We start from the raw sequence: 22,631 nt of genomic DNA, 5'->3' as shown, positions 1-22,631 counted from the left end.
GGGAGGAAAGAATGGGAAAACTGAATAAACTGGCGCTTGCAAGCGCTGTGGCGATGTTCGCCAGCGGCGGCGCGTGGGCGCAGGAACATGTCTTCAAGCTGCATCATTTCCTGGGCGCTGGCGCACCCGCCCAGACCCAGATGCTGGAGCCATGGGCCCGCGCGGTCGAAGAGAACTCCGGCGGTCAGGTCAAGATCGAGATCTATCCGTCGATGACCCTTGGTGGCCGCCCGCCCGAGCTGATCAACCAGGCGCGCGACGGCGTGGTCGATCTGATCTGGACGGTTAACGGCTACACGCCCGGCCTGTTCCCGCGGACCGAGGTGATGGAGCTGCCCAACGTCTTCATCAACGATCCGGTCAGCGCCAATCTGGCGCTGTTCGACATGTACGAGGAACACCTCGCGCCCGAATATCAGGGCGTTGAGCCGATGTTCCTGCATGTGCATGCCGGACAAGGTATCCATACCGTCGACAAAGAGGTCCGCAGCCCCGCCGACATGGCCGGGATGAAGCTGCGCATCCCGACCCGCACCGGCGCCTGGCTGATCGAGGCGCTTGGCGCGCAGCCGGTCTCGATGCCGGTGCCAGATCTGCCGCAGGCCCTGTCCAAGAAGGTGGTCGATGGCGCCCTGATCCCGTGGGAGATCATTCCGGCACTGAAGATCCAGGACCAGACCGAATATCAGATCGAAGGGTTCGACAAGGCCCGGTTCGGCACGACGACCTTTCAGGTCTCGATGAACTCGGCGCGGTGGGAGGGGCTGCCCGATGACATCAAGCAGGCCTTCCGCGATGCTTCTGATCGCGAATGGGTGGCCGAGGTCGGCCGCATCTGGCGCGAGATCGACGAGCAGGGGATCAAGGTCGCGACGGACGCGGGCAACAACCACGTCACCCTGACCGAGGAAGAAACGGCCGCGTTCCAGACAGCGATGGAACCTGTGGTGCAGCGCTGGATCGACGATGTGTCGGGGCAGGGCCTTGACGGTGCCGCGCTGGTGGAAACCGCGCGCGGGCTGATCGCCGACAACACCGAATGAGCACCTGGTCCGAAGCAGATGATCGCAGCGGCTTTGCTGCTGCGGTCGCGCGCGCCGTGACGGGCTGGGCCCTCCTGGGCGGCGCGCTGCTGCTGGCCGTGGTGCTGGTCAATGTGCTGTCGGTTCTGGGCGGCATCATGGGCTTTGCCGTGGCGGGCGATTTCGAGATGACCGAAATGGGCGTGGCCATCGCTGTCTTTGCCTTTCTGCCCTATTGCCAGTTGACCGATGCCAATGTGTCTGCAGATATCTTTACCTCGGGCGCGTCGCCCACGGTTCTGGCGGTTTTGCGCGCGCTTGCCTCGCTGATTGCCTTTGGTTTTGCCTGTATCCTGATCTGGCGGATGTCACTGGGGATGCTGGATCAGAAGGGCTATCATTATACCACCACGATCCTGCAAATCCCGATCTGGTGGGCCTTCGTGCCGATCCTGATCTCACTGGCGCTGCTGATCGCTGCCGCCGCGCTAAGTCTGTTGGAATCGCTGCGTGAGGCCCGCGCATGATCAACGACCCGATCACCCTTGGCATCGTCTCGCTGGTCATTCTGGTGGCCCTGATCGCGATCCGCATTCCGGTCGCCTATTCGATGATCCTTGTGGGCGGCACCGGCATTGCGCTGCTCAACGGCCCGCAATTGCTGCTGAGCCAGTTGAAGACGCTGGCCTATGGTCAGTTCTCGATCTACGATCTGTCGGTCGTGCCGATGTTCGTGCTGATGGGCGAACTGGCCACGGTGGCGGGCCTGTCGACGGCGCTGTTTCGCGGCGCCAATGCCTGGCTGGGCTGGATGCGCGGCGGCACGGCCATGGCGGCCATCGCCGGTTGCGCGGGCTTTGGTTCGGTCTGCGGATCGTCGCTGGCCACGGCCTCGACCATGGGCAAGGTCGCGCTGCCGGAACTGCGCCGCTATAATTACTCGCCTGCGCTTGCGACCGGATCGCTGGCCGCGGGCGGGGTGCTGGGCATCCTGATCCCGCCGTCGGTCGTTCTGATCGTCTATGCCGTCATCGTCGAGGCAAATATCGTCACCATGTTCGCCGCAGCCCTGCTGCCGGGCATTCTGGCGGTGATCCTGTTCATCCTGACCATTGGCATCTACGTCCGCCTGCGCCCAGAGGCCGGCCCACCCGGTGGCGCCGCCGACCGCGACGAGTTCCTGCAGGCGACCTTTGGCCTGCTGCCGGTGATGGTCATCTTTGGCCTGGTGCTGGGCGGGATCTATGCGGGGTTTTTCAACCCCACGCCTGCTGCCGCAATCGGGGTGTTTCTGGTCTGGGTCTACGGCATCCTCCGGCGGATGATTGGTCGTCGCGAACTGGCGCATGCACTGCTGGCCACCGCCAGGACCAGCGGCATGATCTATCTGATCCTGTTGGGCGCCGAGTTGATGAAGATCTTCATGTCGCGCATCGGCCTGCCGCAGCAGGCTGCCGCCTGGATCGCCGAAAGCGGCATGGCACCGATGATGGTCATGGTGCTGCTGCTGATCGCGCTGATCCTGCTGGGCTGCCTGATGGATTCGCTGTCGATGATCCTGCTGGTGATCCCGTTCTTCTGGCCGATGCTGACAGAGATCAATGGCGGGCTTTACCAGGCCGCTGATGGCGCGGGCTTTGGGATGAGCACGGATGATCTCAAGATCTGGTTCGGCATCCTTGCGCTGATTGTGGTCGAACTGGGGCTGATAACGCCGCCGGTAGGGATGAACGTTTTCATTATCTCGGCCATGGCGAAGGACGTGCCCATGATCGAGACCTTCAAAGGCGTCATCCCCTTCTTCCTGGCCGAGTTGATCCGGGTGGCACTGCTTTTGGCCTTTCCGGCGCTGGTGTTGTGGCTGCCGGGGTTCATAGGGGGTTAGCATGGTGATGGTGACAGCAGGCGGCGCGATCTTTCCGCGGCTCAAGGCGCTTGGGGTTGATGTGGTATTCGCCAATTCCGGCACCGATTTTCCGCCCATCATCGAAGGGCTGGCACAGGCCGCAGCCGAAGGGCTGGACCTCCCGCGCGCGCTGGTCATGCCGCATGAACATGCCGCGATGGGCATGGCGCATGGCTATTACCTGATGACGGGCCGTGCACAGGCGGTGATGCTGCACACCAATGTGGGCCTTGCAAACGGCTCTGTCGGCGCGATCAACGCGGCTTGTGAACATATCCCGATGATCCTGATGTCGGGGCGCACACCCGTGACCGAAGCGGGCCGTTTCGGCGCGCGCACCGTGCCGATCGGCTGGGGTCAGGAAATGCGCGATCAGGCAGCACTGGTGCGTGAGGCCTGCAAATGGGAATACGAGTTGAAGTTCCCCGAACAGGTGGCGGGCCTGCTGGACCGCGCCCATGCCATCGCCGATAGCACCCCCAGGGGACCGGTCTATCTGTCGATCCCGCGCGAGGTGCTGTGCGAGGAAATCGCCAGCGAGGGCCTTGGCGCCCTGCCCACGATGCGGCCCGCGCGGACGGCGCCGGATCCGCAGGCGCTGGCGCAACTGGCTGGCTGGTTGTCCGAGGCAAAGGCACCGCTGATCATTGCGCAGCGCGGCGCAGGCGACGCGGCCAGCTTTGCCGCCTTTGGGCAATGGGCGCAGGATTGGGGGATCGCGGTCTGTTCCTGGTGGGCCACGCATCTGGCCATCGCCACCGATCATCCCTGCCATGTCGGCGCCGATCCGGGGCCGTGGCTGGAGCAGGCCGATGTGGTGCTGGTGCTGGACTGTCTGGCGCCCTGGATGCCCGATGCGCATGGTCCGGGTGCGGGGGCAAAGGTCGCACATTTGGGGCCGGACCCGCTGTTTTCGCGATTTCCGGTGCGCAACTTCCGGTCCGATCTGTCGATCACTGGCGAAAACGCCCTGACCATTCCGGCGCTGATCGCGGCCATGCAGGGATTGCCGCGCGATGAAACCGCCATTGCCACGCGTCGCGAGGCACTGGCAGAGCGCACTGCCGCGCATCGTGCGGATCTGATCAGCGCCGCCGTTCCTCAGGGCGACCGCTTGACCAAGGCGGCCGTCAGCCGCGTGCTGGGCGAGGCGCTGGATGCGACGGGCCGGCCCAGTTCGGTCTTTTCGGAACTGGGAACGATGCTGGGCTCGCTGCCCCGCCGCGATCACCGATCCTGGTTTCAGGAACCCCATTCGGGCGGTCTGGGCTGGTCCTTCCCTGCAGCTTTGGGCGCGCAACTGGCCGAACCCGACCGGCTCTGCGTCGCGACCATGGGCGATGGCAGCTACATGTTTTCAAACCCCGTCGCCTGCCACCAGATCGCCGAGGCAATGCAACTGCCGGTGCTGATCATTGTGCTGAACAATGGCGAATGGGGCGCGGTGCGGCAGTCCGTGACCGGCCTCTACCCTGACGGGGCCGCTGCGCGCGCCAATGCCATGCCGTTGACCGGCCTGACACCCAGCCCTGATTTCTGCAAGGTGGCCCAGGCCTCGCGCGCCTTCACCGCCGAGGTGCGCAACCCGGACGATCTGCGACCGGCGCTGGATCAGGCATTGCAGGCGGTCGAGAAGGATCGCCGCTGCGCGCTGCTGAACGTGATGATCGCCTGAGACCAAACGCCACGCTGGTCAAGCGCGGCGACACGCGCTTTTCTGGTCCTGTGTCACCGATGATTCGGCCCGAGGAGGCCAAGCGCATGACCGCGACCACCGATATCTATGATCTGGGGCTTGATGCCAATGCCGCGAATTTCGTGGCCCTGTCGCCCTTGTCCTTCATCGAACGCACGGCGGCGATCTATCCCGATCTGCCCGCTGTGAGCTATGGCGCGGTCAAGCGAAACTGGGGCGAAACCTATGCCCGCACCAGGCGCCTTGCCGGTGCGCTGGCGAAACGGGGGCTGGGCAAGGGCGATACCGTATCGATCATCGCCGCCAATATCCCCGAAATGTTCGAGGCGCATTTCGGCGTGCCCATGGCAGGCGCGGTGCTCAATACGATCAACACCCGGCTGGACGCAGAAGCCATCGCCTTTATCCTCAGCCATGCCGAGGCCAAGGCGGTGCTGGTCGATGCCGAATTCGCCGAAGTCGCGGAACAGGCGATCCGGATCGCCGGACGCCCCGATATGCTGGTGGTCGATATCGAGGATGCCAGCCTCGAGGGAACGCGGCCTATCGGCCAACTGACCTACGATGCGCTGCTGGCCGAGGGCGATCCCGACCATGCATGGTCACTGCCGGGCGATGAATGGGATGCGATCAGCCTGAACTATACCTCGGGCACGACCGGCGACCCCAAGGGCGTGGTCTATCACCACCGTGGGGCAACGCTGAATGCGCTGTCCAATATCGTGACCTGGTCGATGCCGCAGCACGCGCGTTATCTGTGGACGCTGCCGATGTTTCACTGCAACGGCTGGTGTTTTCCCTGGACCATTGCGGCGAATGCCGGCCTGTGCATCTGCCTGCGCGCCGTGAGGGCAGAGCCGATTTTCCAGCTGATCCGCGACGAAAAGGTCAGCCATTTCTGCGGCGCGCCGATCGTGCTGAACATGCTGGTCAATGCACCCGATGCGCTGAAGGATTTCAGCCATGAGGTCAAGGTCATGACCGCCGGCGCCCCGCCCCCCGCCGCGGTCATCGAAAAGATGGAGGCCATGGGCGTCGAGGTCACTCAGGTTTACGGCCTGACCGAGACCTATGGCCCCTCGGTTGTCAGCGCCTGGCAGGAAAAATGGGACGGGTTGAACGGCGAGGCGCGGGCCCGGATCAAGGCGCGGCAGGGCGTGGCGAACATCGCATTGCAGGGCCTGATGGTTGCGGATGCCGAAACCATGCAGCCGGTGCCGCCTGACGGCCAAACCATCGGCGAGATCTTCATGCGCGGCAATGTCGTGATGAAGGGCTATCTCAAGAACCCCTCGGCGACCGAAAAGGCGTTTTGCGGCGGCTGGTTCGCCTCGGGCGATCTGGGCGTGGTCCATCCCGACGGCTATATCGAGATCAAGGACCGGCTGAAGGACATCATCATCTCGGGCGGCGAGAATATCTCATCCGTCGAGGTCGAGGATGTCCTCTACCGCCATCCCGGCGTGCTGGAGGCAGCCGTCGTCGCACGCCCCGACGAGAAATGGGGCGAAACGCCCTGTGCGTTCGTCACGGCCAAGCCGGGCAACGAATTGACAGCCGATGACATGACGGAATTCTGCCGCCAGCACATGGCGCGTTTCAAGGTGCCGAAAACATTCGTCTTTGACGAGTTGCCCAAGACCTCGACCGGCAAGATCCAGAAATTCGTGCTGCGCGACCGCGCCAGGGCGATCACGGATGACAGCTAGGCCATGTGTGAATTGCCACTGACATCTACCCGAGTGGCAACTGTTCGTCCTCAAGGCGACTGAAACGCCCCGAGGACGGTTTGCCCGCCGCGCCGAAAAAACCTCGGCACCGCCCCCGCCAAGGCGGCAGAACTCACGTTCGGATCATCTGTGCTGGGAAAGTGCCAGACCGTCCGGCGAAGCAGCCGTTCACGACCCGCGCAGCCAATTCCGGGTCAGAGCCCGAAGGCGCGCGATGCTGCGGCTGGATTGAATGTCGTCTCAGCAAACAGCATTGCGAGCGCGCCTCTTTTGCCTCAACTGTAAGCCGACCCGGCAACTCCGCGAAATTGTGAAGCTTGGGCATGGAGGTATCGGAGGTCTTGGCCGGACGAGCATCCATGTACTGCCCGACCAAAGCACATCCGAGGGCATAGTCACGCCAAGCGAGGTTCGTTGCGTGGAACCATGCGGCGTGCCCATACTCAGGGTGCACAATGCCGCGCCATCATCCCGCTCGGCTCGAGCGACGTCGTCTTGCCTCAAGCGCCGCTGCAAAAGAACGGACCCCTTCGCAGGATTGCCCGCGCGCTCACCGTCATGCTGACTGTAGTCGCTGAAGTCCAAGGCTCACACGACTGGCCCTATGGGTTCCGCGAACGTGGTTCGGGCAAGAACCTTACTCCGGCGCGTCATCGTCGTCTGGCAGCCCGGCCGCTTCGAGCGCCGCGTCAATGTAATCGTCGAGTTCAAGCACGGCGTTCGAGAACGCCTTGATGTCATCCACCGATGCGAGCTCATCTCGGGACGCGTCGGTCAGACCATCTGCAAGGTCTTTGACCTCCGACCATTCGGCTGCAAAATTCTCGATCTCGGCCGCACCCTCGGCTGACAGATCAGAGTCTTGCACCAGCGAGAGGTATTCGTCGACCGAGGCAATATCGTTGCTGAATGCCTCGCTGTAGGTCTGCCGTTCTTCATCGTCTTGCGGCAAGAGCATATGGGTAAAGAGCCGCGCATGCGCTTCAGCGATGTTTGCTTCGATCTTACCCATATTGCCAACGAGTTCGGCCTGCCCGGTCATATCAGGCGTCTCGGTTTCCTGCGCAAAAGCCGGCAATGTCGCGATTGCAAGGACTGAGGTTGCGGCGGCGATACGAAATGTCATTCACTTTTCTCCATCTTGGATGGCGCATGAGCCGTGCAGATCACGGGCAATGCTGATATCAAAACTCGATGGGGAGTTCGAAGTTCCAAAAAAACGATCTCCCGCAGCTTACCGTCATAGTGAACCTCCATGCTGGGTTCGGCGAATTCCCGCTCCGCCCCGATCTCGCCTGTTCATGTGATGCGCAGTGAACATCGGCTGAGGGGTAAGGGTTCTTTGCAAAACGGGGAATGAACGGTGCGCGAATATCTTGGGAAGTCTTTGGTTTTACACCTCCGCCGAGGTGCGCCTCAGTGCCAATCTACACCACGCAGGATCTAGCCGATGATCTTGCGCGCCGCCGCGGCCGCGCCAAACCCGTTGCCGATATTGACGGTCACCACGCCCGGCGCGCAACTGGCCAGCGCTGCCGTCAGCGCCGCCTGACCGCCAGCCGAGACGCCATAGCCAACCGGCGACGGCACCGCGATCACCAGCCCCGGCACCAGCCCGGCCAGGGCGGAAAACAGCGCGCCCTCCATCCCCGCCACGGCGATCAGCACCGGAAAGCGTGACAGGTCCTCGGCAACCGACATCAGCCGCCACAGCCCAGCCACGCCCACATCGGCAAAGACCGGCGCCTCGATGCCGTGAAAGGCAAGGGCGCGGCGGGCCTCTTCGATCACCGGCAGATCCGAGGTGCCGGCGCAGACCAGCGCCACCTTGTCGCGTTGCGGCAGGCCGTCCGGCAGGCCACCGAAGATGGCTGTCTGCGACAGCGCGCAATAATCCAGCGTGAAGGTGCCGGCCAGTGCCGCATGGGTGTCGGGGGCTAGGCGGGTCATGAACAGCCGCGCCTGACGGTCGCGCGCCTCGGTCAGGATGACTTGCAGATGTTCGATGGTCTTGCCGTCGCAAAACACCGCCTCGGGGATGCCCGTGCGCGCCTCACGTTGCCAGTCAAAGCGGACTTGCGGCGGGATGTCCGGCTCAGCCATGCAGAAAGGCCGATCCGCGTTGGTAGGGCGTCACCGACAGCAGCGCGCGCCCTGCGGTGTCGCATAGGTCGCGTGCCGTTGCCGACATCCGCTGGTGCAGGCCCGTATCGGCGATCAGGTCGGGCGACAGCTCCAGCCGAATGCCGCCTGCAACGACCCGGCAGCGCAGTGTCGCGCGCGGGGCCAGCGCGTCCAGCGCGGTCTCGACCTGCTGGACAAAGGCCAGATCTTCGGGGGTGACGGTCAGGCCGGTCTCGATCCGGCTGGCAAGGCAGGGCTGGGCGGGCAATTCGCTGATATCATCCAGGCCAAAGGCGCGGGCCAGCGCGCGGATATCAGCCTTGCGCAGCCCCGCCTCCACGAAAGGATGGCAGATGCGACGTTCATCTGCGGCCTTAAGTCCTGGGCGGAAGTCGTTGAGATCATCCAAGTTTGCGCCGGATGCGATGCTGCCAGCCACTGATGCCGCGATGCGGTCATAAAGGTTCGACTTGCAGAAATAACAGCGGTTGACGGGGTTTTTCAGATAGTTCGGATCGGCGAATTCACCGGCTTCCAGCAGGTGCAGGCGCCAGCCATTGCGGGCAGCGTGGTCCTGCACGCGCCGGGTCGCCAGATCGGGCACGGCGGGCGAAACGGCATGACAGACGGCCACCCGATCCACCCCCAACACATGGTGCGCCGCATGCGCCAGCGTCATGCTGTCGACCCCGCCGCTGACCGCCAGCACCAGCCGCGGGTGGCGCCGAAGGGCATCGCGCAGGGCGATCGGAACGGATGTGGCGGTGTCGGATGTCACGGGCCGGGCCTCGGGCAGGGCGAAAACACAGCCCCCACGATGGTCGCAAAGCCGGGCAGGATCAAGGTGGCGGCTAGCGCTTGACAACCGGGGGGTGACCGGATCATGTGGCGCTGCGCTGGTTCCTGCCATCCGTGGCAGGCGAAGAGGGAATGCAAAGGGCCAATGGCCTGAACGCAGCCGCCCCCGCGACCGTGACCGGAGAGGTCGCCCAGGCCACTGACCCCTACAGGACGGGTTGGGAAGGCGGGACGACCGTTTGATCCGCAAGCCGGGAGACCTGCCAGCGCTGAGTGTTAACGGGCGAACGGGGTGTTTCGCGACCGGCAGGCAGGATGCTTGGTCGCGTGCCCCATCCTGTCCTACTGGCCCCACCCCCGACGCCACCAGCGACGAAGGGGCCGCAATGCGCGCCATTTTGCATGTTTGTACCACCTGCCGCGCCGAGGCGGCTGCGGGCGATGATCCACGCCCCGGCGCGCTGCTGCATGACGCGCTGGCCGGCGCCGCGCTGCCCGACGGCGTGGAACTGCGCCCGGTCGAATGCCTGTCGGCCTGTTCGCAGGGCTGTTCGGTCGCGCTGTCTGCGCCGGGCAAGTGGACTTATGTCTATGGCCGTCTGACCCCCGAAAATGCCACCGATATTCTGACCGGTGCCGCCGCCTATGCCGCCACCGCTGACGGGCTGGTGCCCTGGCGCGAGCGGCCAGTGATTTTCCGCAAGCAAAGCCTTGCCCGTATTCCCCCGCAGGAGTGAACATGACCAACGATCTGACCAAAACCCCCGTCACCGTCATCACCGGCTTTCTGGGCTCGGGCAAGACGACACTGATCCGGCATCTGATGGCCAATCCCCAGGGAAGGCGGCTGGCCATTCTGGTGAATGAATTCGGCACCGTCGGTGTCGATGGCCAGATCCTCAAGGGCTGCGCCGATGAAAGCTGCCCGGCCGAGAATATTCTGGAACTGTCGAACGGCTGCATTTGCTGCACCGTCGCCGATGACTTTATCCCGACGCTGGAAAAGTTGATGGCGATGCCGCAAAAGCCCGACCATATCTTGATAGAAACCTCGGGACTGGCGCTGCCGAAACCTTTGCTCAAGGCGTTTGACTGGCCCGCGATCCGGTCGCGCATTACTGTTGATGGCGTGATTGCGCTGGCCGATGCCGAGGCCGTGGCGGCGGGTCGCTTTGCGCCGGATGAGGCCGCCGTGCAGGCGCAGCGCGAGGCCGATGACAGCCTCGATCACGAAACGCCCCTGTCCGAGGTGTTCGAGGATCAGATCGCCTGCGCCGATGTGGTGCTGCTGACCAAGGCCGATCTGGTCGACAGGGCGGGGCTGGACGCGGCCCGCGCGGTGATCGAGGCCGAGGCGCCGCGTCCGCTGCCTATCCTTGCCGTGACCGAAGGCATCATCGATCCGCTGGTTATCCTGGGTGTGGGCGCTGCCGCAGAGGATGATCTGGCCGCGCGTCCCAGCCATCACGACGGCGCCGACGACCACGAGCATGAGGATTTCGAGACGGTGGTCATCGACCTGCCCGAGATCGGCGACCCGGCTGATCTGGTTGCGTCCATCGAACGGCTGGCGCGCGAACAGAACATCCTGCGGGTCAAGGGTTATGTCGCGGTGTCGGGCAAGCCCATGCGGTTGCTGGTGCAGGCGGTGGGCGCGCGCGTGCGGCACCAATATGACCGCGCCTGGGGCAGCCAGCCGCGCGCATCGCGACTGGTGGTGATCGCGGAACATGACGACGTGAACGAAACCGCCATTCGTGGTGCATTGCTGGGGGCTGTGCCCGCCTGATGCATGTCGTCTTTCGCGAAAGCCACGGTCTGGACGAGACCGACACACCCTATGACCCCGGCCAGACGCCGGGCGATCTGGTCGTGCTGTCGTTTTCCGACAGCGATCTGGGCGCTTTCGCGGCGGGTTGGCGTCGTGGGGCAGACGGATTGCCCTCGCTGCGGCTTTGCAATCTGGTGGCACTGCGGCATCCGGTTTCGGTTGATACCTATGTCGAGAACACGCTGGCGGGCGCCAAGGGCATCCTTATCCGCCTGATCGGCGGGCAGGCCTATTGGCCCTACGGTTTGGCCTCGGTTCAGGATCTGGCGCGGCGCAAGGGGATCGCGCTTGCCGTGCTGCCAGCCGATGGGCGCGATGATGCGACGCTGGATGCGCTTTCGACTGTGCCGGCATCGGTGCTGCGGCAATTGCGGCGGCTGTGTGATGCCGGCGGCGCGGTTGCGGCGCAGGCGGCACTGGCGCAGTTGGCGCTGGCGGCGGGCATCTATGCCGGGCCCGTTGTGGGCAAGAAGGCGGTGCCCGATTGGGGATTCTACGATCCCGATCAGGGCGTGATCGACGCGGCGCCGGACGCGGCCTCTGATCACCCGCTGGCGTTGGTCAGCTTTTATCGCAGCTATCTGGCGGCGGCTGATACAGGGCCGGTCGATGCGCTGATCAGGTCGCTGCGCGAGGCGGGCTTTGCCGCCTGCGGTGTCTTTGCCCCCTCGCTGAAGGCACCGGGTTTCGCCGATTGGCTGGCAACCGCGCTGCCGGTGGCGCCGGCGGCCATCGTCAATTGCACCGGATTTTCCATGCGTGCCGAAACCGGTGCCACGCCGTTCGATGCCTATGGCTGCCCGGTCTTTCAGGTGGCGCTGTCGACCAACAGGCGCGGCGAATGGGCGGGGTCCGAACGGGGGCTGTCGCCGGCTGATCTGGCCATGCATGTGGTCCTGCCCGAGATCGACGGGCGCATCTTTGGGGGTGTCGTCAGTTTCAAAGCACCCGAGCCGCGCGATCCTGACCTGCAATTCAGCCGCTTTGCCCACCGTGCCGATCCGGCGCGTATCAAAGCCACCGTCGCGCAAGTCGCTGCCTGGCATCGGCTGGCCCGAACCCCGCGCGATGAATGCGCCATCGCGCTGATTCTGTCGACCTATCCCGGTCGCGACTGGCAGATGGCTCATGCCGTGGGGCTGGACGCGCCCGCATCCGCCGATGCGGTCACAGATATGATGGCCAGTGCCGGCTATGACGTCGCCCCCGGTGACTGCGCCGAGGCACTGGCGCAGCAGACCATCGACTGGCCGATGGGCGAATATCTGGCAGCCTTGCAATGCCTGCCGCAGGCATTGCGGGACGATCTGCATACCGCATGGGGGCCGGCGGAAAGCGACCCGGATTTGCAGGGTGGCGCGTTCCGCTTTGCGGCGATCCGGCGCGGCAAGCTGCTGTTGGCGCTGCAGCCTGAACGCAGTCACCGTGCAGGCCGGACGGATGATTATCACGATCTGACCCGAGTGCCGCGCCACGCTTATGTCGCCTTTTACCTGTGGCTGCGCCAGCAGGGCCTGCACGCGATGATCCATATGGGGGCGCATGGCACGCTGGAATGGCTGCCGGGCAAATCGGTCGCGCTGTCTGATGCGTGCTGGCCGCAGGCGCTGCTGGGCAAATTGCCGGTCGTCTATCCCTTTATCGTCAACGATCCGGGCGAGGCCGCGCAGACCAAGCGGCGGTTGGGCGCGGTCACGCTTGGCCATTTGCCGCCGCCGATGGTCGCGGGGCGTGTGCCCGAAGGCATGGCGCATCTGGAACGTCTGCTGGACGAATACTCCACCGCCGACGGTCTGGACCCGGCCCGCCGCGACCGGCTGATCGGCGCGATCCGGGACGAGGCGCGCGCCGCCGGGCTGGAGGCCGATCTGGGCATCCCCCGGCAGGCCAGTGCCGCCGAGGCCATCACCCGCATCGACCGCTTTGTCTGCGATATCAAGGAAAGCCAGTTCGGCGAGGGGCTGCATGTCTTTGGCAATGGCGCCTGCGGTGCTGCCGAACGCGCCGGTCTGCTGATGGCGCTGGACGGACAGCATGTCGCGCCCGGACCCTCGGGCTCGCCCGCGCGGGGCCGCAGCGACGTCATGCCCACGGGGCGAAACCTCTTCAGCACCGATCCCCGTGCCGTGCCGACGCCCAATGCCCATGCGCAGGGCGTGAAACTGGCCGAGGAATTGCTGCGCCGTCATTTGCAGGATCATGGCGACTGGCCCAAGGGGCTGGTCGTCGATCTGTGGGGTAGCGCCACCATGCGCACGGCAGGCGAGGAATTCGCGATGGCGTTGCACTTGGCGGGGCTCAAGCCGGTTTGGGATCACGGCTCGGGCCGTGTTTCGGGCGTCGAGATCGTGCCTCTGCCGCTGCTGGATCGCCCGCGCATCGACGTGACCTTGCGGGTCTCGGGCCTTTTTCGCGACGTGTTTCCGGTGCTGGCGCAATTGTTTGAAACCGGCGCGCAGGCGCTTGCCGAACGCGTTGAGGACCCGTCCGACAACCCCTATCTGGCGCGCAGCCCGCGCGTCTTTGGGCCGGAACCCGGCCAATACGGGCTGGGGATGGGCGTGGCCGCGCAGGATTTCAGCGACGCGGCGCGGCAGGCCGCCGGTCAGGCCTGGCTGGCAGCGTCCAGCTGGGCCATCGGACAAGATGGTAATGTCCGGGCTGATCCCGGGGCATTGCAGGCGCGATTGGCCGGTGCCGATAGTTTCGTCCATGCGCAGGATTTGCCCGAAAGCGATCTGCTGCTGGCTGCCGATTACGCCGCGCATGAGGCCGGATTTGCGGCGGCCATGGCGCGCATCGGTGCACCCCGGCCCGCGCTTTATCACCTTGACGCCACCCAGCCCGACCGCCCCCGCGCCCGCACGCTGACCGCGGAAATCGCCCGCACGGTGCGCGCCCGTGCCAGCGATCCGCGTTGGGCCAATGGCATGATGGCGCATGGTTTTCGCGGTGCTGCCGAGATCGCGGCAACCCTGGACCATCTGTCGGCTTTTGCCCATCTGGCCCAGACCGTGCCGCCACATCTGTTCGACCTTTATCACGATGCCACGCTTGGCAGGCCCGAGGTCGTCGAATTCATGCAGGACGCCAACCCGGCTGCGCTGGCCGCCATGCGCGACCTCTACAACCGGCTGGCCGAGGCGGGCCTGTGGGTGACACGGCGCAACTCGATCGCTGCCAGTCTTGAGGTCGGGGCATGAGCGCGGTCAGGGGATGGTGCCCCGGCGCGCTGCGCCCGATGGAATCCGGCGATGGCTGGGTGGTGCGGATCAAGCCGCCGGGCGGACGGCTGATGCCTGCGCAGGCGGTCGCGATTGCCGAGGCCGCGCGGCGCTGTGGCAATGGCCGGATCGAACTGACGGGCCGCGCCAATCTGCAACTGCGCGGCGTGACACCGGACACCCATGCAGACCTGATCGAGACGTTGGCCGCGCTGGATCTGATCGACCCCGACATCGCGACCGAGACACGGCGGAATATCATCGTCACCCCCTTTGCCGATGGCGCGACCGACCGGCTGGCAATGGCGCTTGCTGAGCGTCTGGCCGCCAGCGACCTGAGCCTGCCCGCCAAGTTCGGCTTTGCCGTCGATACCGGACCGCGCCCGATCCTGCGCGATGTGCCCGCAGATATCCGGCTGGAACGTGATCCGACCGGCGCATTGATCCTGCTGGCCGATGGGATGTCGCAGGGCCAGCCGCTGCACGATGTTGCGCAGACGGTCGAACTGGCGGCGTGGTTCTTGCAGCAGGGCGGCATGGTCGCGGGACGCGGACGGATGGCCGCCCTGATTGCAGCGGGACGCTGGCCCGATGCGGACCGCCCCTTGTCTCGCACCGAGGCCGTGCCGGAACCCGGTTTGGTGGTGCAAGGCGCGCTGGTCGGGCTGGAATTCGGGCAGATCGAACCGGACACCCTGATCGCCGTTGCGCAGGCGGGGCCTGTCCGGTTGACGCCCTGGCACATGATCTTGATCGAGGGCGCCGCGGCCATGCCCGCGCTGGCGGGGCTGATCCTTGATCCGCGCGATCCCCGTCGCAGGCTGCGTGCCTGTGCGGGTGCGCCAAGCTGCCCGCAGGCCCATGCCCAGACCCGTCCACTGGCCCGCCATCTTGCGGCCCTTTTGCCCGAGGGCGCGATTCTGCACGTTTCGGGCTGCGCCAAGGGCTGCGGCTGGCCCCGGCCCGCCGACCTGACCCTGACCGCCACCGCGCAGGGATTTGACATGATCCGCAATGGCCGCGCCGGCGATCAGCCGGTCCGGCGCGCCTTGCGACCCGACCAACTGCCAGAGGTGATCTGATGCCATATGACTACGAAAAGGACGGCGCCGCGATCTATCGGCAGTCCTTTCACACCATCCGGGCCGAGGCCGATCTGGCGCGCTTTGACGCCGACGAGGAACCCGTGGCCGTGCGGATGATCCATGCCGCCGGTCTGGTCGGGCTGGAACGCGACATCCGGTTTTCCCCCGGCATGGCCGCCGCTGCCCGTGCCGCCTTGCAGGCCGGTGCGCCGATCCTGTGCGATGCGCGCATGGTCAGCGAAGGCATCACCCGCGCCCGCCTGCCACGGGACAATGCAGTGATCTGCACGCTGAACGAGCCATCCGTCCCGGAGCGGGCGCGCCGGATGGGCAATACGCGCTCGGCCGCGGCACTGGACCTGTGGCGACCGCATCTGGCGGGCGCGGTGGTCGCCATCGGCAATGCGCCGACCGCGCTGTTCCATCTGCTCAATATGCTCGAGGACCCCGCCTGCCCACGCCCCGCCGCGATCATCGGCTGCCCGGTGGGATTCGTGGGTGCGGCGGAATCCAAGGATGCGTTGATGGCCGCCTCGCCGGTGCCCGCGCTGATCGTCAAGGGCCGGCTTGGCGGCTCGGCCATTACGGTCGCAGCCGTCAACGCGCTGGCCAGCCGAAAGGAATAACCATGGGCAAGATCATCTGTGCGGGCCTTGGCCCCGGCGATCCCGATCTGATCTCGGTCCGTGCCGACCGCGCGATCAGGGGCGCGCGCCATCTGGCGTTTTTCCGCAAGGCCGGCCGTCAGGGGCAGGCCCGTCGGATCGTGCAGGACCTGCTGGCGCCGGGCGTTGAGGAACATGCGATGGAATATCCGGTCACGACGGAAATCCCTTTCGACAGCCCGGCCTATAATGCGCTGCTGGCGGCATTCTATGACGACTGGGCCGCGCGGCTGGAGTTGCTGGCCCAGCAGGATGATGTGGTGGTGATCTGCGAGGGCGACCCGTTCTTTTACGGCTCATTCATGCATCTCTACATCCGCCTGCGCGAGGTTGCGCGGATCGAGGTGATCCCCGGCATTCCCGGCATGGCTGGTTGCTGGGGCGCGACCGGGCAGCCGGTGACCTGGGGCGATGATGTGATGACCGTGCTGATGGGCACGCTGCCGCTGGATGATCTGATCCGCCATATGCGCGCCGCCGATGCGCTGGTCATCATGAAGACCGGGCGCAACCTGCCCAAGATCCGCCGCGCATTGGCTGCAGCAGGTCGGCTGGATGCGGCCTGGCTGATCGAGCGCGGCACCATGCCGGGCCAGCGGGTCGTGCGGCTGGATGAGGTGGGCGATGCGGATTGCCCCTATTTCGCCATCGTCATGGTCCACGGTCATGGCCGCCGGCCACTGGCCATCATGGGCGCAGCGGAATGAGCGGTCGGGTCACAGTTGCAGGGCTTGGCCCCGGCGCCACCGATCTGGTGACGCCCGAGGTCTGGGCGGCCCTTGCCGAGGCGACGGATGTGGTCGGCTATGCCCCTTACGTTGCCCGCATCACGCCGCGTTCGGGGCTGCGATTGCATGGCTCGGACAACCGGGCGGAACTGGATCGCGCGCATCTGGCGCTGGATCTGGCGGCCGAGGGGCTGCGCGTGGTCATCGTGTCCTCGGGTGATCCGGGCGTGTTCGCCATGGCCTCGGCGCTTTTCGAGGCGCTTGAGGCCCGGACGGACCAGCAAACGGATATTCGCATCCTGCCCGGCATTACCGCGATGCTGGCCGCCGCGGCGCGTGCAGGTGCGCCGCTTGGCCATGATTTCTGCGCCATCAACCTGTCAGACAACCTCAAACCTTTCGCCCTGATCGAGCAGCGGTTGCGGCACGCGGCACGGGGCGATTTCGCGATGGGCTTCTATAATCCGCGATCCGCCAGCCGCCCGCATCAATTCTCCCGCGTGCTGGATATCCTGCGCGAGGAATGCGGACCCGAGCGGATGATCATCTTTGCCCGCGCGGTTTCGACCCTGGATGAGGCCCTGCGGATCACCACGCTGGCAGAGGCCCGGCCAGAGATGGCCGATATGCGAACAGTGGTTCTGGTGGGGAATGCAGCGACGCGGCGCGTCGGCAACTGGGTCTATACGCCCCGCAGCGTGGAGGGCGTGTGATGCAGCCAGTCCAGCACCTGCTCTGGCGTGGTAACGGTCTTGCGTGGCGGCAAGGCGGGCCGGTCGATCAGGATCACTGGCAGGCCAAGGCGGTTCGCGGCGGTCAGCTTGGCGCGCGCGCCCTCGCCGCCGGCATTCTTGGCGACGACATGGGTTATGACATGCGCGCGCATCAGGGCCTCATCGGACTGGGGCGTGAAGGGTCCGCGCGCGATTACGGCGGTCGCGCGGGGCAAGGGCAGCGCGCCCTGCGGCGGATCGACCAACCGCAGCAGCCAGCGATGCGGAAGATTGCAGAATGCGGTCAGGTTCTGCTTGCCGATGGCCAGAAAAACGCTTGCGGGCTGTTCGGGCAGCGCAGCCGCTGCAGCCGCGATATCAGGGACATTGCTCCACTGATCGCCCGCGACCGGCTGCCAGGGCGGCCGCTGCAGAGACAGAATCGGCAGGCGCGCCGCTGCCGCTGCGGCAATGGCGTTGCGGCTGATCTGTGCGGCGAAGGGGTGCGTGGCGTCGATCACATGGCTGATCCGCTGATCGCGCAGCCACGCCGTCAGCCCCTGAGCCCCGCCAAAACCGCCGATCCGCACCGGCAGCGGCTGATCCACCGGCGCGGATGTGCGCCCCGCATAGGAAAACACCGCATCCAGCCCGGCATCGGCCAACAGCCGTGCGGTGCGGCTGGCCTCGGATGTGCCGCCCAAAAGGAGGATGCGTGACATGGCGGATCCCTGGCTGACCATCATCGGCATTGGCGAAGATGGCCTGTCCGGCCTGTCGGATGCAAGCCGCGAAGCCGTGGCCGGCGCCGATCTGGTCTTTGGCGGGCCGCGACATCTGGCGCTGGCAGGTGCCGGCGCGCGCGGTCGGGAATGGCCTGTGCCCTTTGATATCAAGCCGGCGCTGGCGGCGCGCGGACAGCGCGTGGCTGTGCTGGCATCGGGCGATCCGTTCTGGTTCGGCGCGGGCGGCAGTCTGGCCGGCCATCTTGAGCCGGAAGAATGGCGCGCCTTGCCTGGCCCCGGTATTTTCTCGCTGGCCGCTGCCCGTCTGGGCTGGCGGATCGAGGCGACGGTCTGCCTTGGCCTGCATGCCGCGCCCTTTGCACGTCTGCGTCCGCATCTGGTGCGCGGCTGCCGGATCGTGGCGACCCTGCGTGACGGCGATGCCCCGGCGGCACTGGCCCGTTGGTTGGCGGGGCAGGGGATGGGTGACATGCGCATGGTTGTGCTGGAAGGGCTGGGCGGTCCCTCCGAACGCATCCGGGACCACCGCGCTGATGCCCTGACCGGGGTCAAGGCCGATGCGCCCGTTGCCGTGGCGCTGGATGGATGCGACCTGCCGCGCGGTAGGGGCTTGCCCGCTGTGCCGGGCCGACCCGAGGCTGATTTCGCCCATGATGGACAGATCACCAAATCGCCGATCCGGGCCATGACGCTGGCGGCCTTGGCACCGCGCGCGGGCGAGATGCTGTGGGATATCGGGGGCGGATCGGGCGCTGTTTCGGTCGAATGGGCGCTGGCCGGTGGGCGCGCCGTGACCATAGAGCCGCGCGAGGATCGGCAACGCAATATCCACCTGAATATCGAGGCATTCGGCCTGCAAGACCGGATGACATTGCGCCCCGGCGCCGCGCCCGAGGCGTTGGAGGGGCTGCCGGAACCCGATGCCGTCTTCGTCGGCGGCGGCGCAAGCGGGCCTTTGTTCGACCGGCTCTGGCAGCTGCTGCCTGAGGGTGTGCGGCTGGTTGCCAATGCCGTGACACTGGAAACCGAAGCCCTGCTGGCTGCGCGCCATGCCAGCCATGGCGGACGGCTGCTGCGGATGGAACTCTGTGAGGCCACGCCACTGGGCGGTCTGCGCGGCTGGCAACCGGCCCGTCCTGTGACGCAATGGCAGGTGGTGCGATGAGGGTGGCAGGGATCGGTTGCCGGGCAGGCGCCCCGGTCGCGGCATTGCGCGATGCGCTGGCGCAGGCCGAGGCGCAGGGCGGCGCGGCAGACATGCTGGCCACCATTGCGGCGCGCGCCGAAGAGGTCACGGCGCTTGGCCGCGCGCTGTCGCTCGCAGGTGTCGAGGGCATTGGCACGCCGACCACCTCGCCGCGCGTAATGGCGCTTTACGGCACGGGATCGGTCGCCGAGGCCGCCGCGCTGTCCGTTTGCGGGCCGGGCGCGCAGATCACCGTGCCGCGCGTCATCAGCGCCTGCGGGCGCGCCACCGCCGCCATTGCAGAAAAGAGAGAACCCGAATGACCGTTCATTTCATCGGAGCAGGCCCGGGCGCCGCCGATCTGATCACCCTGCGCGGGCGCGACCTGATCGCGGCCTGTCCGGTCTGTCTTTTCGCCGGTTCGCTGGTGCCGCAGGCCTTGTTGTCGCATTGCCCACCGGGCGCGCGGGTCGTGAACACCGCGCCCCTGAGCCTTGATCAGATCATCGCAGAAATCGCGGCTGCCGATGCGGCGGGGCAGGATGTGGCGCGGTTGCATTCGGGCGATCTGTCGGTCTGGTCGGCCATGGGCGAGCAACTGCGCCGCCTGCGTGCGTTGGAAATTGCGGTGCAGGTGGTGCCGGGCGTTCCCTCGTTTGCCGCGGCCGCCGCCGCGCTGGAAACCGAACTGACGCTGCCCGGTGTGGCGCAATCGGTGGTGCTGACCCGCACGCCGGGCCGCGCCTCGTCCATGCCCGAGGGCGAGCGTCTGGCAGCATTCGCCGCCACCGGCGCGACGCTGGCCATCCATCTGTCGATCCAGGCGCTGGACCGGGTGGTGGCCGATTTGCTGCCCCATTACGGGCCCGATTGTCCGGTGGCGGTGGTCTGGCGCGCAAGCTGGCCCGATCAGCGCATCATCCGCGCGCCCCTGTCGCGGATCGAGGCCGAGGCGCAGGGCATCGACCGCACCGCACTGATCCTGGTCGGCCCGGCGCTGGCCGCCGATGGTTTCGACGACAGCCGCCTTTACGCCGCCGATTACGACCGCCGTTATCGCCCGGTGGGTGACGCGCCGAGGTTTCCCGCATGACGCCGGGACTGATGATTTCCGCGCCGGCCTCGGGGACCGGCAAGACGATCCTGATGCTGGGTCTGCTGGTCGCGCTGCGGGCGCGGGGGCTGACGGTGCAACCCTTCAAATCCGGTCCCGACTATATTGACCCCGCCTTTCATCAGGCGGCATCGGGGCGGGCCTCGCTGAACCTTGACACCTGGTCGATGGGGGCCGGCCAGATCGCGGCCCATGCAGGTCTGTCTGGTGATGCCGATCTGGTCCTGGCCGAAGGCTCGATGGGGTTGTTTGATGGTGTCGCGCGGCCCGGTGAAACGGGGATCGGGTCCAGCGCCGAGATCGCGCGGATGATGGGCTGGCCGGTGGTGCTGATCCTCGATGTGTCGGGTCAGGCACAATCGGCGGCGGCGGTGGCGCGCGGTTTTGCCACCCTGCGGCCCGATCTGCCCTTTGCCGGCGTGGTGCTGAACCGCGTCGCCTCGCCCCGCCATGACGCGCTGATCCGCGAGGGGATGGCCGATGCCGGGCTGACGGTGCTGGGTGCCTTGCCCCGGCAGGGAAATGTCGAACTGCCCGAGCGTCATCTGGGGCTGGTTCAGGCCGAGGAAACGACCGAGCTGGACCGGCTGTTGGCGCAGGCGGGCGAGTTCATCGCCGCGCATTGCGACCTTGACGCCATCATCGCCGCCGCGGCCGCGCGTCCCTTGTCTGATACGCCACCCTATCGCCCCCTGCCGCCGCCGGGCCAGCGGATTGCCCTGGCCCGCGATGCGGCGTTCAGCTTTGTCTATCCGCATCTGATCGCGGAATGGCGCGGACAGGGCGCGACGGTCCTGCCGTTCTCGCCACTGGACGATCAGCCCCCCGATAACAGTGCCGATGCCTGCTGGCTGCCCGGCGGTTATCCCGAGCTTCATGCCGGGCGGCTGTCAGCGGCTGCAAAATTTCGCGACGGGCTGGTCCGGTTTGCCCAGACCCGGCCCGTGCACGGTGAATGCGGTGGCTATATGGCGCTTGGCGCCGGGCTGGTCGATGCGGACGGTCAGCGCCACCAGATGGCCGGCTTGCTGGGGCTTGAGACAAGCTATCACAAACGGCGGATGCATCTGGGTTATCGCCGGGCAGAACTGATCGCGCCCTTTCCGGGCCTTGCGCCCGGCACAGCCTTGCGCGGCCATGAATTCCACTATGCCAGCGTCTTGTCGCAGCCCGATGCGCCTCTGGCCCGGGTCACCGATGCCGGCGGCAATGCCGTCCCGGAAACCGGTGCCCATCGCGCCATGCCCGGCGGCGGCTGCGTCACCGGGACGTTCTTTCACCTGATTTCTCGGGCGGGGGCGGGCTGACCATGGCCGCGCCGCTACCCAACCATCCGACCAGCCGGTCAATCATCAACCGCCGCCAGATATCGCGGCAAACACGGAGAGCAAGATGCATATCGAACCCGAAATCGTCACCGGCGCAAAGCTCGCGCTAAGCTATGTCACAGCGGCAGGCGCGGGCCTGTGGACGCTGAAGCTGTCATGGGACAGCCTGCGCGAAAGCGGCGGCGCCTCGTTGCTGATCCGCAGCCTGCTGACCACGGCGCTGGTCTTTGCCTTCTTCCAGATCCTGCCACATTTCCCGGTCGGCGTTTCCGAGGTGCATTTCATCCTTGGCTCGACCCTGTTCCTGATTTTCGGCGCGGCACCGGCGGCGATTGGTCTGGCGCTTGGCCTGCTGATGCAGGGGCTGTTCTTTGCGCCCTTCGATCTGCCGCAATACGGGATGAACGTCACCACGCTGTTGGTGCCGCTGTTCGCCGTCGCGGCACTGGCGCGTCGGATCATTGCGCCGGGCACGGCCTATGTCGATCTGCGCTATGGTCAGGCGCTGGCGCTGTCGACCGCGTTTCAGGGTGGCGTCGTGGCCTGGGTGGCGTTCTGGGCGATCTACGGTCAGGGACTGGCCGGCGCACAGGGCGTCGTGACCTTCGGGTTGGCCTATATGATGGTCGTGCTGATCGAGCCGCTGATTGATCTGGCGGTTCTGGCCGCGGCCAAATCGCTGCGCGGCCTGCGCGGCAGCGGTGTGGTCACGCCACGGCTGTTCGTCTGATCGGG

Annotated in this window: 21 protein-coding genes and 1 riboswitch; of the genes, 17 read left to right on the top strand and 4 right to left on the bottom strand. The window is 66.1% G+C overall.

Annotated features, from left to right (window positions below):
* The first annotated feature begins 11 nt into the window (after positions 1–11).
* From CUV01_RS00760 to CUV01_RS00740, 5 genes are all read left to right on the top strand, one after another.
* The gene (locus CUV01_RS00760; RefSeq protein WP_101458805.1) at positions 12–1,043 is read left to right on the top strand and encodes a TRAP transporter substrate-binding protein; all 1,032 of its coding nucleotides are present in this window, start codon (positions 12–14) and stop codon (positions 1,041–1,043) included.
* Positions 1,040–1,549, top strand: coding sequence for a TRAP transporter small permease (locus tag CUV01_RS00755; protein ID WP_101458804.1), 510 nt, complete (start codon positions 1,040–1,042; stop codon positions 1,547–1,549). Before CUV01_RS00760 ends, CUV01_RS00755 begins: the two co-directional genes overlap by 4 nt.
* A complete protein-coding gene (locus CUV01_RS00750; RefSeq protein ID WP_422385857.1) occupies positions 1,546–2,907 on the top strand; it encodes a TRAP transporter large permease in 1,362 nt (453 codons plus the stop codon). Before CUV01_RS00755 ends, CUV01_RS00750 begins: the two co-directional genes overlap by 4 nt.
* A gap of 1 nt (position 2,908) precedes the next feature.
* The gene (locus tag CUV01_RS00745) at positions 2,909–4,603 is read left to right on the top strand and encodes a thiamine pyrophosphate-requiring protein (protein ID WP_101458803.1); all 1,695 of its coding nucleotides are present in this window, start codon (positions 2,909–2,911) and stop codon (positions 4,601–4,603) included.
* A gap of 86 nt (positions 4,604–4,689) precedes the next feature.
* The gene (locus tag CUV01_RS00740; protein ID WP_101461757.1) at positions 4,690–6,333 is read left to right on the top strand and encodes an acyl-CoA synthetase; all 1,644 of its coding nucleotides are present in this window, start codon (positions 4,690–4,692) and stop codon (positions 6,331–6,333) included.
* Positions 6,334–6,991: 658 nt separating this feature from the next.
* Here CUV01_RS00740 and CUV01_RS00735 read toward each other — a convergent pair.
* From CUV01_RS00735 to larE, 3 genes are all read right to left on the bottom strand, one after another.
* Positions 6,992–7,480 (bottom strand): hypothetical protein, encoded by a 489-nt coding sequence (locus CUV01_RS00735; protein ID WP_101458802.1) that lies wholly within the window; start codon positions 7,478–7,480, stop codon positions 6,992–6,994.
* Between the two features lie 317 nt (positions 7,481–7,797).
* Positions 7,798–8,457 carry a nickel pincer cofactor biosynthesis protein LarB gene (gene larB / locus CUV01_RS00730; protein WP_101458801.1) on the bottom strand — a complete coding sequence of 220 codons (660 nt, stop codon included), beginning with the start codon at positions 8,455–8,457 and terminating at the stop codon, positions 7,798–7,800.
* Positions 8,450–9,256, bottom strand: a complete 807-nt coding sequence (gene larE, locus CUV01_RS00725; RefSeq protein WP_232962368.1) for an ATP-dependent sacrificial sulfur transferase LarE — start codon at positions 9,254–9,256, stop codon at positions 8,450–8,452. The genes larB and larE overlap by 8 nt, the downstream gene beginning before the upstream one ends.
* Before the next feature lie 102 nt (positions 9,257–9,358).
* Positions 9,359–9,558, top strand: a riboswitch (cobalamin riboswitch).
* Positions 9,559–9,662: 104 nt separating this feature from the next.
* On the opposite strand from larE, the gene CUV01_RS00720 reads away from it, so the two are divergent.
* Genes CUV01_RS00720 through cobJ form a run of 7 tightly spaced genes read left to right on the top strand, consistent with a single transcriptional unit; the run spans position 9,663 to position 17,522 of the window.
* Positions 9,663–10,013 (top strand): DUF1636 family protein, encoded by a 351-nt coding sequence (locus CUV01_RS00720; RefSeq protein ID WP_101458800.1) that lies wholly within the window; start codon positions 9,663–9,665, stop codon positions 10,011–10,013.
* Positions 10,014–10,015: 2 nt separating this feature from the next.
* Positions 10,016–11,065, top strand: a complete 1,050-nt coding sequence (cobW, locus tag CUV01_RS00715) for a cobalamin biosynthesis protein CobW (RefSeq protein WP_101458799.1) — start codon at positions 10,016–10,018, stop codon at positions 11,063–11,065.
* A complete protein-coding gene (gene cobN, locus CUV01_RS00710) occupies positions 11,065–14,310 on the top strand; it encodes a cobaltochelatase subunit CobN (protein WP_101458798.1) in 3,246 nt (1,081 codons plus the stop codon). The genes cobW and cobN overlap by 1 nt, the downstream gene beginning before the upstream one ends.
* Complete coding sequence (gene cobG / locus CUV01_RS00705) at positions 14,307–15,413, top strand: precorrin-3B synthase (RefSeq protein WP_101458797.1); 1,107 nt, start codon at positions 14,307–14,309, stop codon at positions 15,411–15,413. The genes cobN and cobG overlap by 4 nt, the downstream gene beginning before the upstream one ends.
* Positions 15,413–16,042 (top strand): precorrin-8X methylmutase, encoded by a 630-nt coding sequence (locus CUV01_RS00700; RefSeq protein WP_101458796.1) that lies wholly within the window; start codon positions 15,413–15,415, stop codon positions 16,040–16,042. The genes cobG and CUV01_RS00700 overlap by 1 nt, the downstream gene beginning before the upstream one ends.
* Positions 16,043–16,044: 2 nt before the next feature.
* On the top strand, positions 16,045–16,788 hold the full coding sequence (cobI, locus tag CUV01_RS00695; RefSeq protein ID WP_101458795.1) for a precorrin-2 C(20)-methyltransferase: 744 nt from the start codon (positions 16,045–16,047) through the stop codon (positions 16,786–16,788).
* Positions 16,785–17,522 (top strand): precorrin-3B C(17)-methyltransferase, encoded by a 738-nt coding sequence (cobJ, locus tag CUV01_RS00690; RefSeq protein ID WP_101458794.1) that lies wholly within the window; start codon positions 16,785–16,787, stop codon positions 17,520–17,522. The genes cobI and cobJ overlap by 4 nt, the downstream gene beginning before the upstream one ends.
* Here the strand turns inward: cobJ and CUV01_RS00685 are convergent.
* Positions 17,492–18,244, bottom strand: a complete 753-nt coding sequence (locus CUV01_RS00685; protein WP_101461755.1) for a cobalt-precorrin-6A reductase — start codon at positions 18,242–18,244, stop codon at positions 17,492–17,494. The two genes, cobJ and CUV01_RS00685, sit on opposite strands and share 31 nt — an antisense overlap.
* On the opposite strand from CUV01_RS00685, the gene cbiE reads away from it, so the two are divergent.
* From cbiE to CUV01_RS00660, 5 genes are all read left to right on the top strand, one after another.
* On the top strand, positions 18,243–19,433 hold the full coding sequence (gene cbiE, locus CUV01_RS00680; RefSeq protein WP_101458793.1) for a precorrin-6y C5,15-methyltransferase (decarboxylating) subunit CbiE: 1,191 nt from the start codon (positions 18,243–18,245) through the stop codon (positions 19,431–19,433). The genes CUV01_RS00685 and cbiE overlap by 2 nt on opposite strands.
* Entirely contained in the window at positions 19,430–19,777 is a 348-nt protein-coding gene (locus tag CUV01_RS00675; protein ID WP_101458792.1) for a cobalamin biosynthesis protein, read from the top strand. Before cbiE ends, CUV01_RS00675 begins: the two co-directional genes overlap by 4 nt.
* Positions 19,774–20,547, top strand: coding sequence for a precorrin-4 C(11)-methyltransferase (cobM, locus tag CUV01_RS00670; RefSeq protein WP_101458791.1), 774 nt, complete (start codon positions 19,774–19,776; stop codon positions 20,545–20,547). Before CUV01_RS00675 ends, cobM begins: the two co-directional genes overlap by 4 nt.
* Positions 20,544–21,875 (top strand): cobyrinic acid a,c-diamide synthase CobB, encoded by a 1,332-nt coding sequence (locus CUV01_RS00665; RefSeq protein WP_101458790.1) that lies wholly within the window; start codon positions 20,544–20,546, stop codon positions 21,873–21,875. Before cobM ends, CUV01_RS00665 begins: the two co-directional genes overlap by 4 nt.
* 85 nt (positions 21,876–21,960) lie before the next feature.
* Positions 21,961–22,626 carry an energy-coupling factor ABC transporter permease gene (locus tag CUV01_RS00660; RefSeq protein ID WP_101458789.1) on the top strand — a complete coding sequence of 222 codons (666 nt, stop codon included), beginning with the start codon at positions 21,961–21,963 and terminating at the stop codon, positions 22,624–22,626.
* The last annotated feature ends 5 nt before the right edge of the window (positions 22,627–22,631 follow it).

The sequence above is a fragment of the Paracoccus tegillarcae genome, from assembly GCF_002847305.1.
Taxonomy (GTDB): domain Bacteria; phylum Pseudomonadota; class Alphaproteobacteria; order Rhodobacterales; family Rhodobacteraceae; genus Paracoccus; species Paracoccus tegillarcae.
Note: the sequence above shows the minus strand (reverse complement) of the source record. Positions and strands in the feature narration are given on the sequence as shown.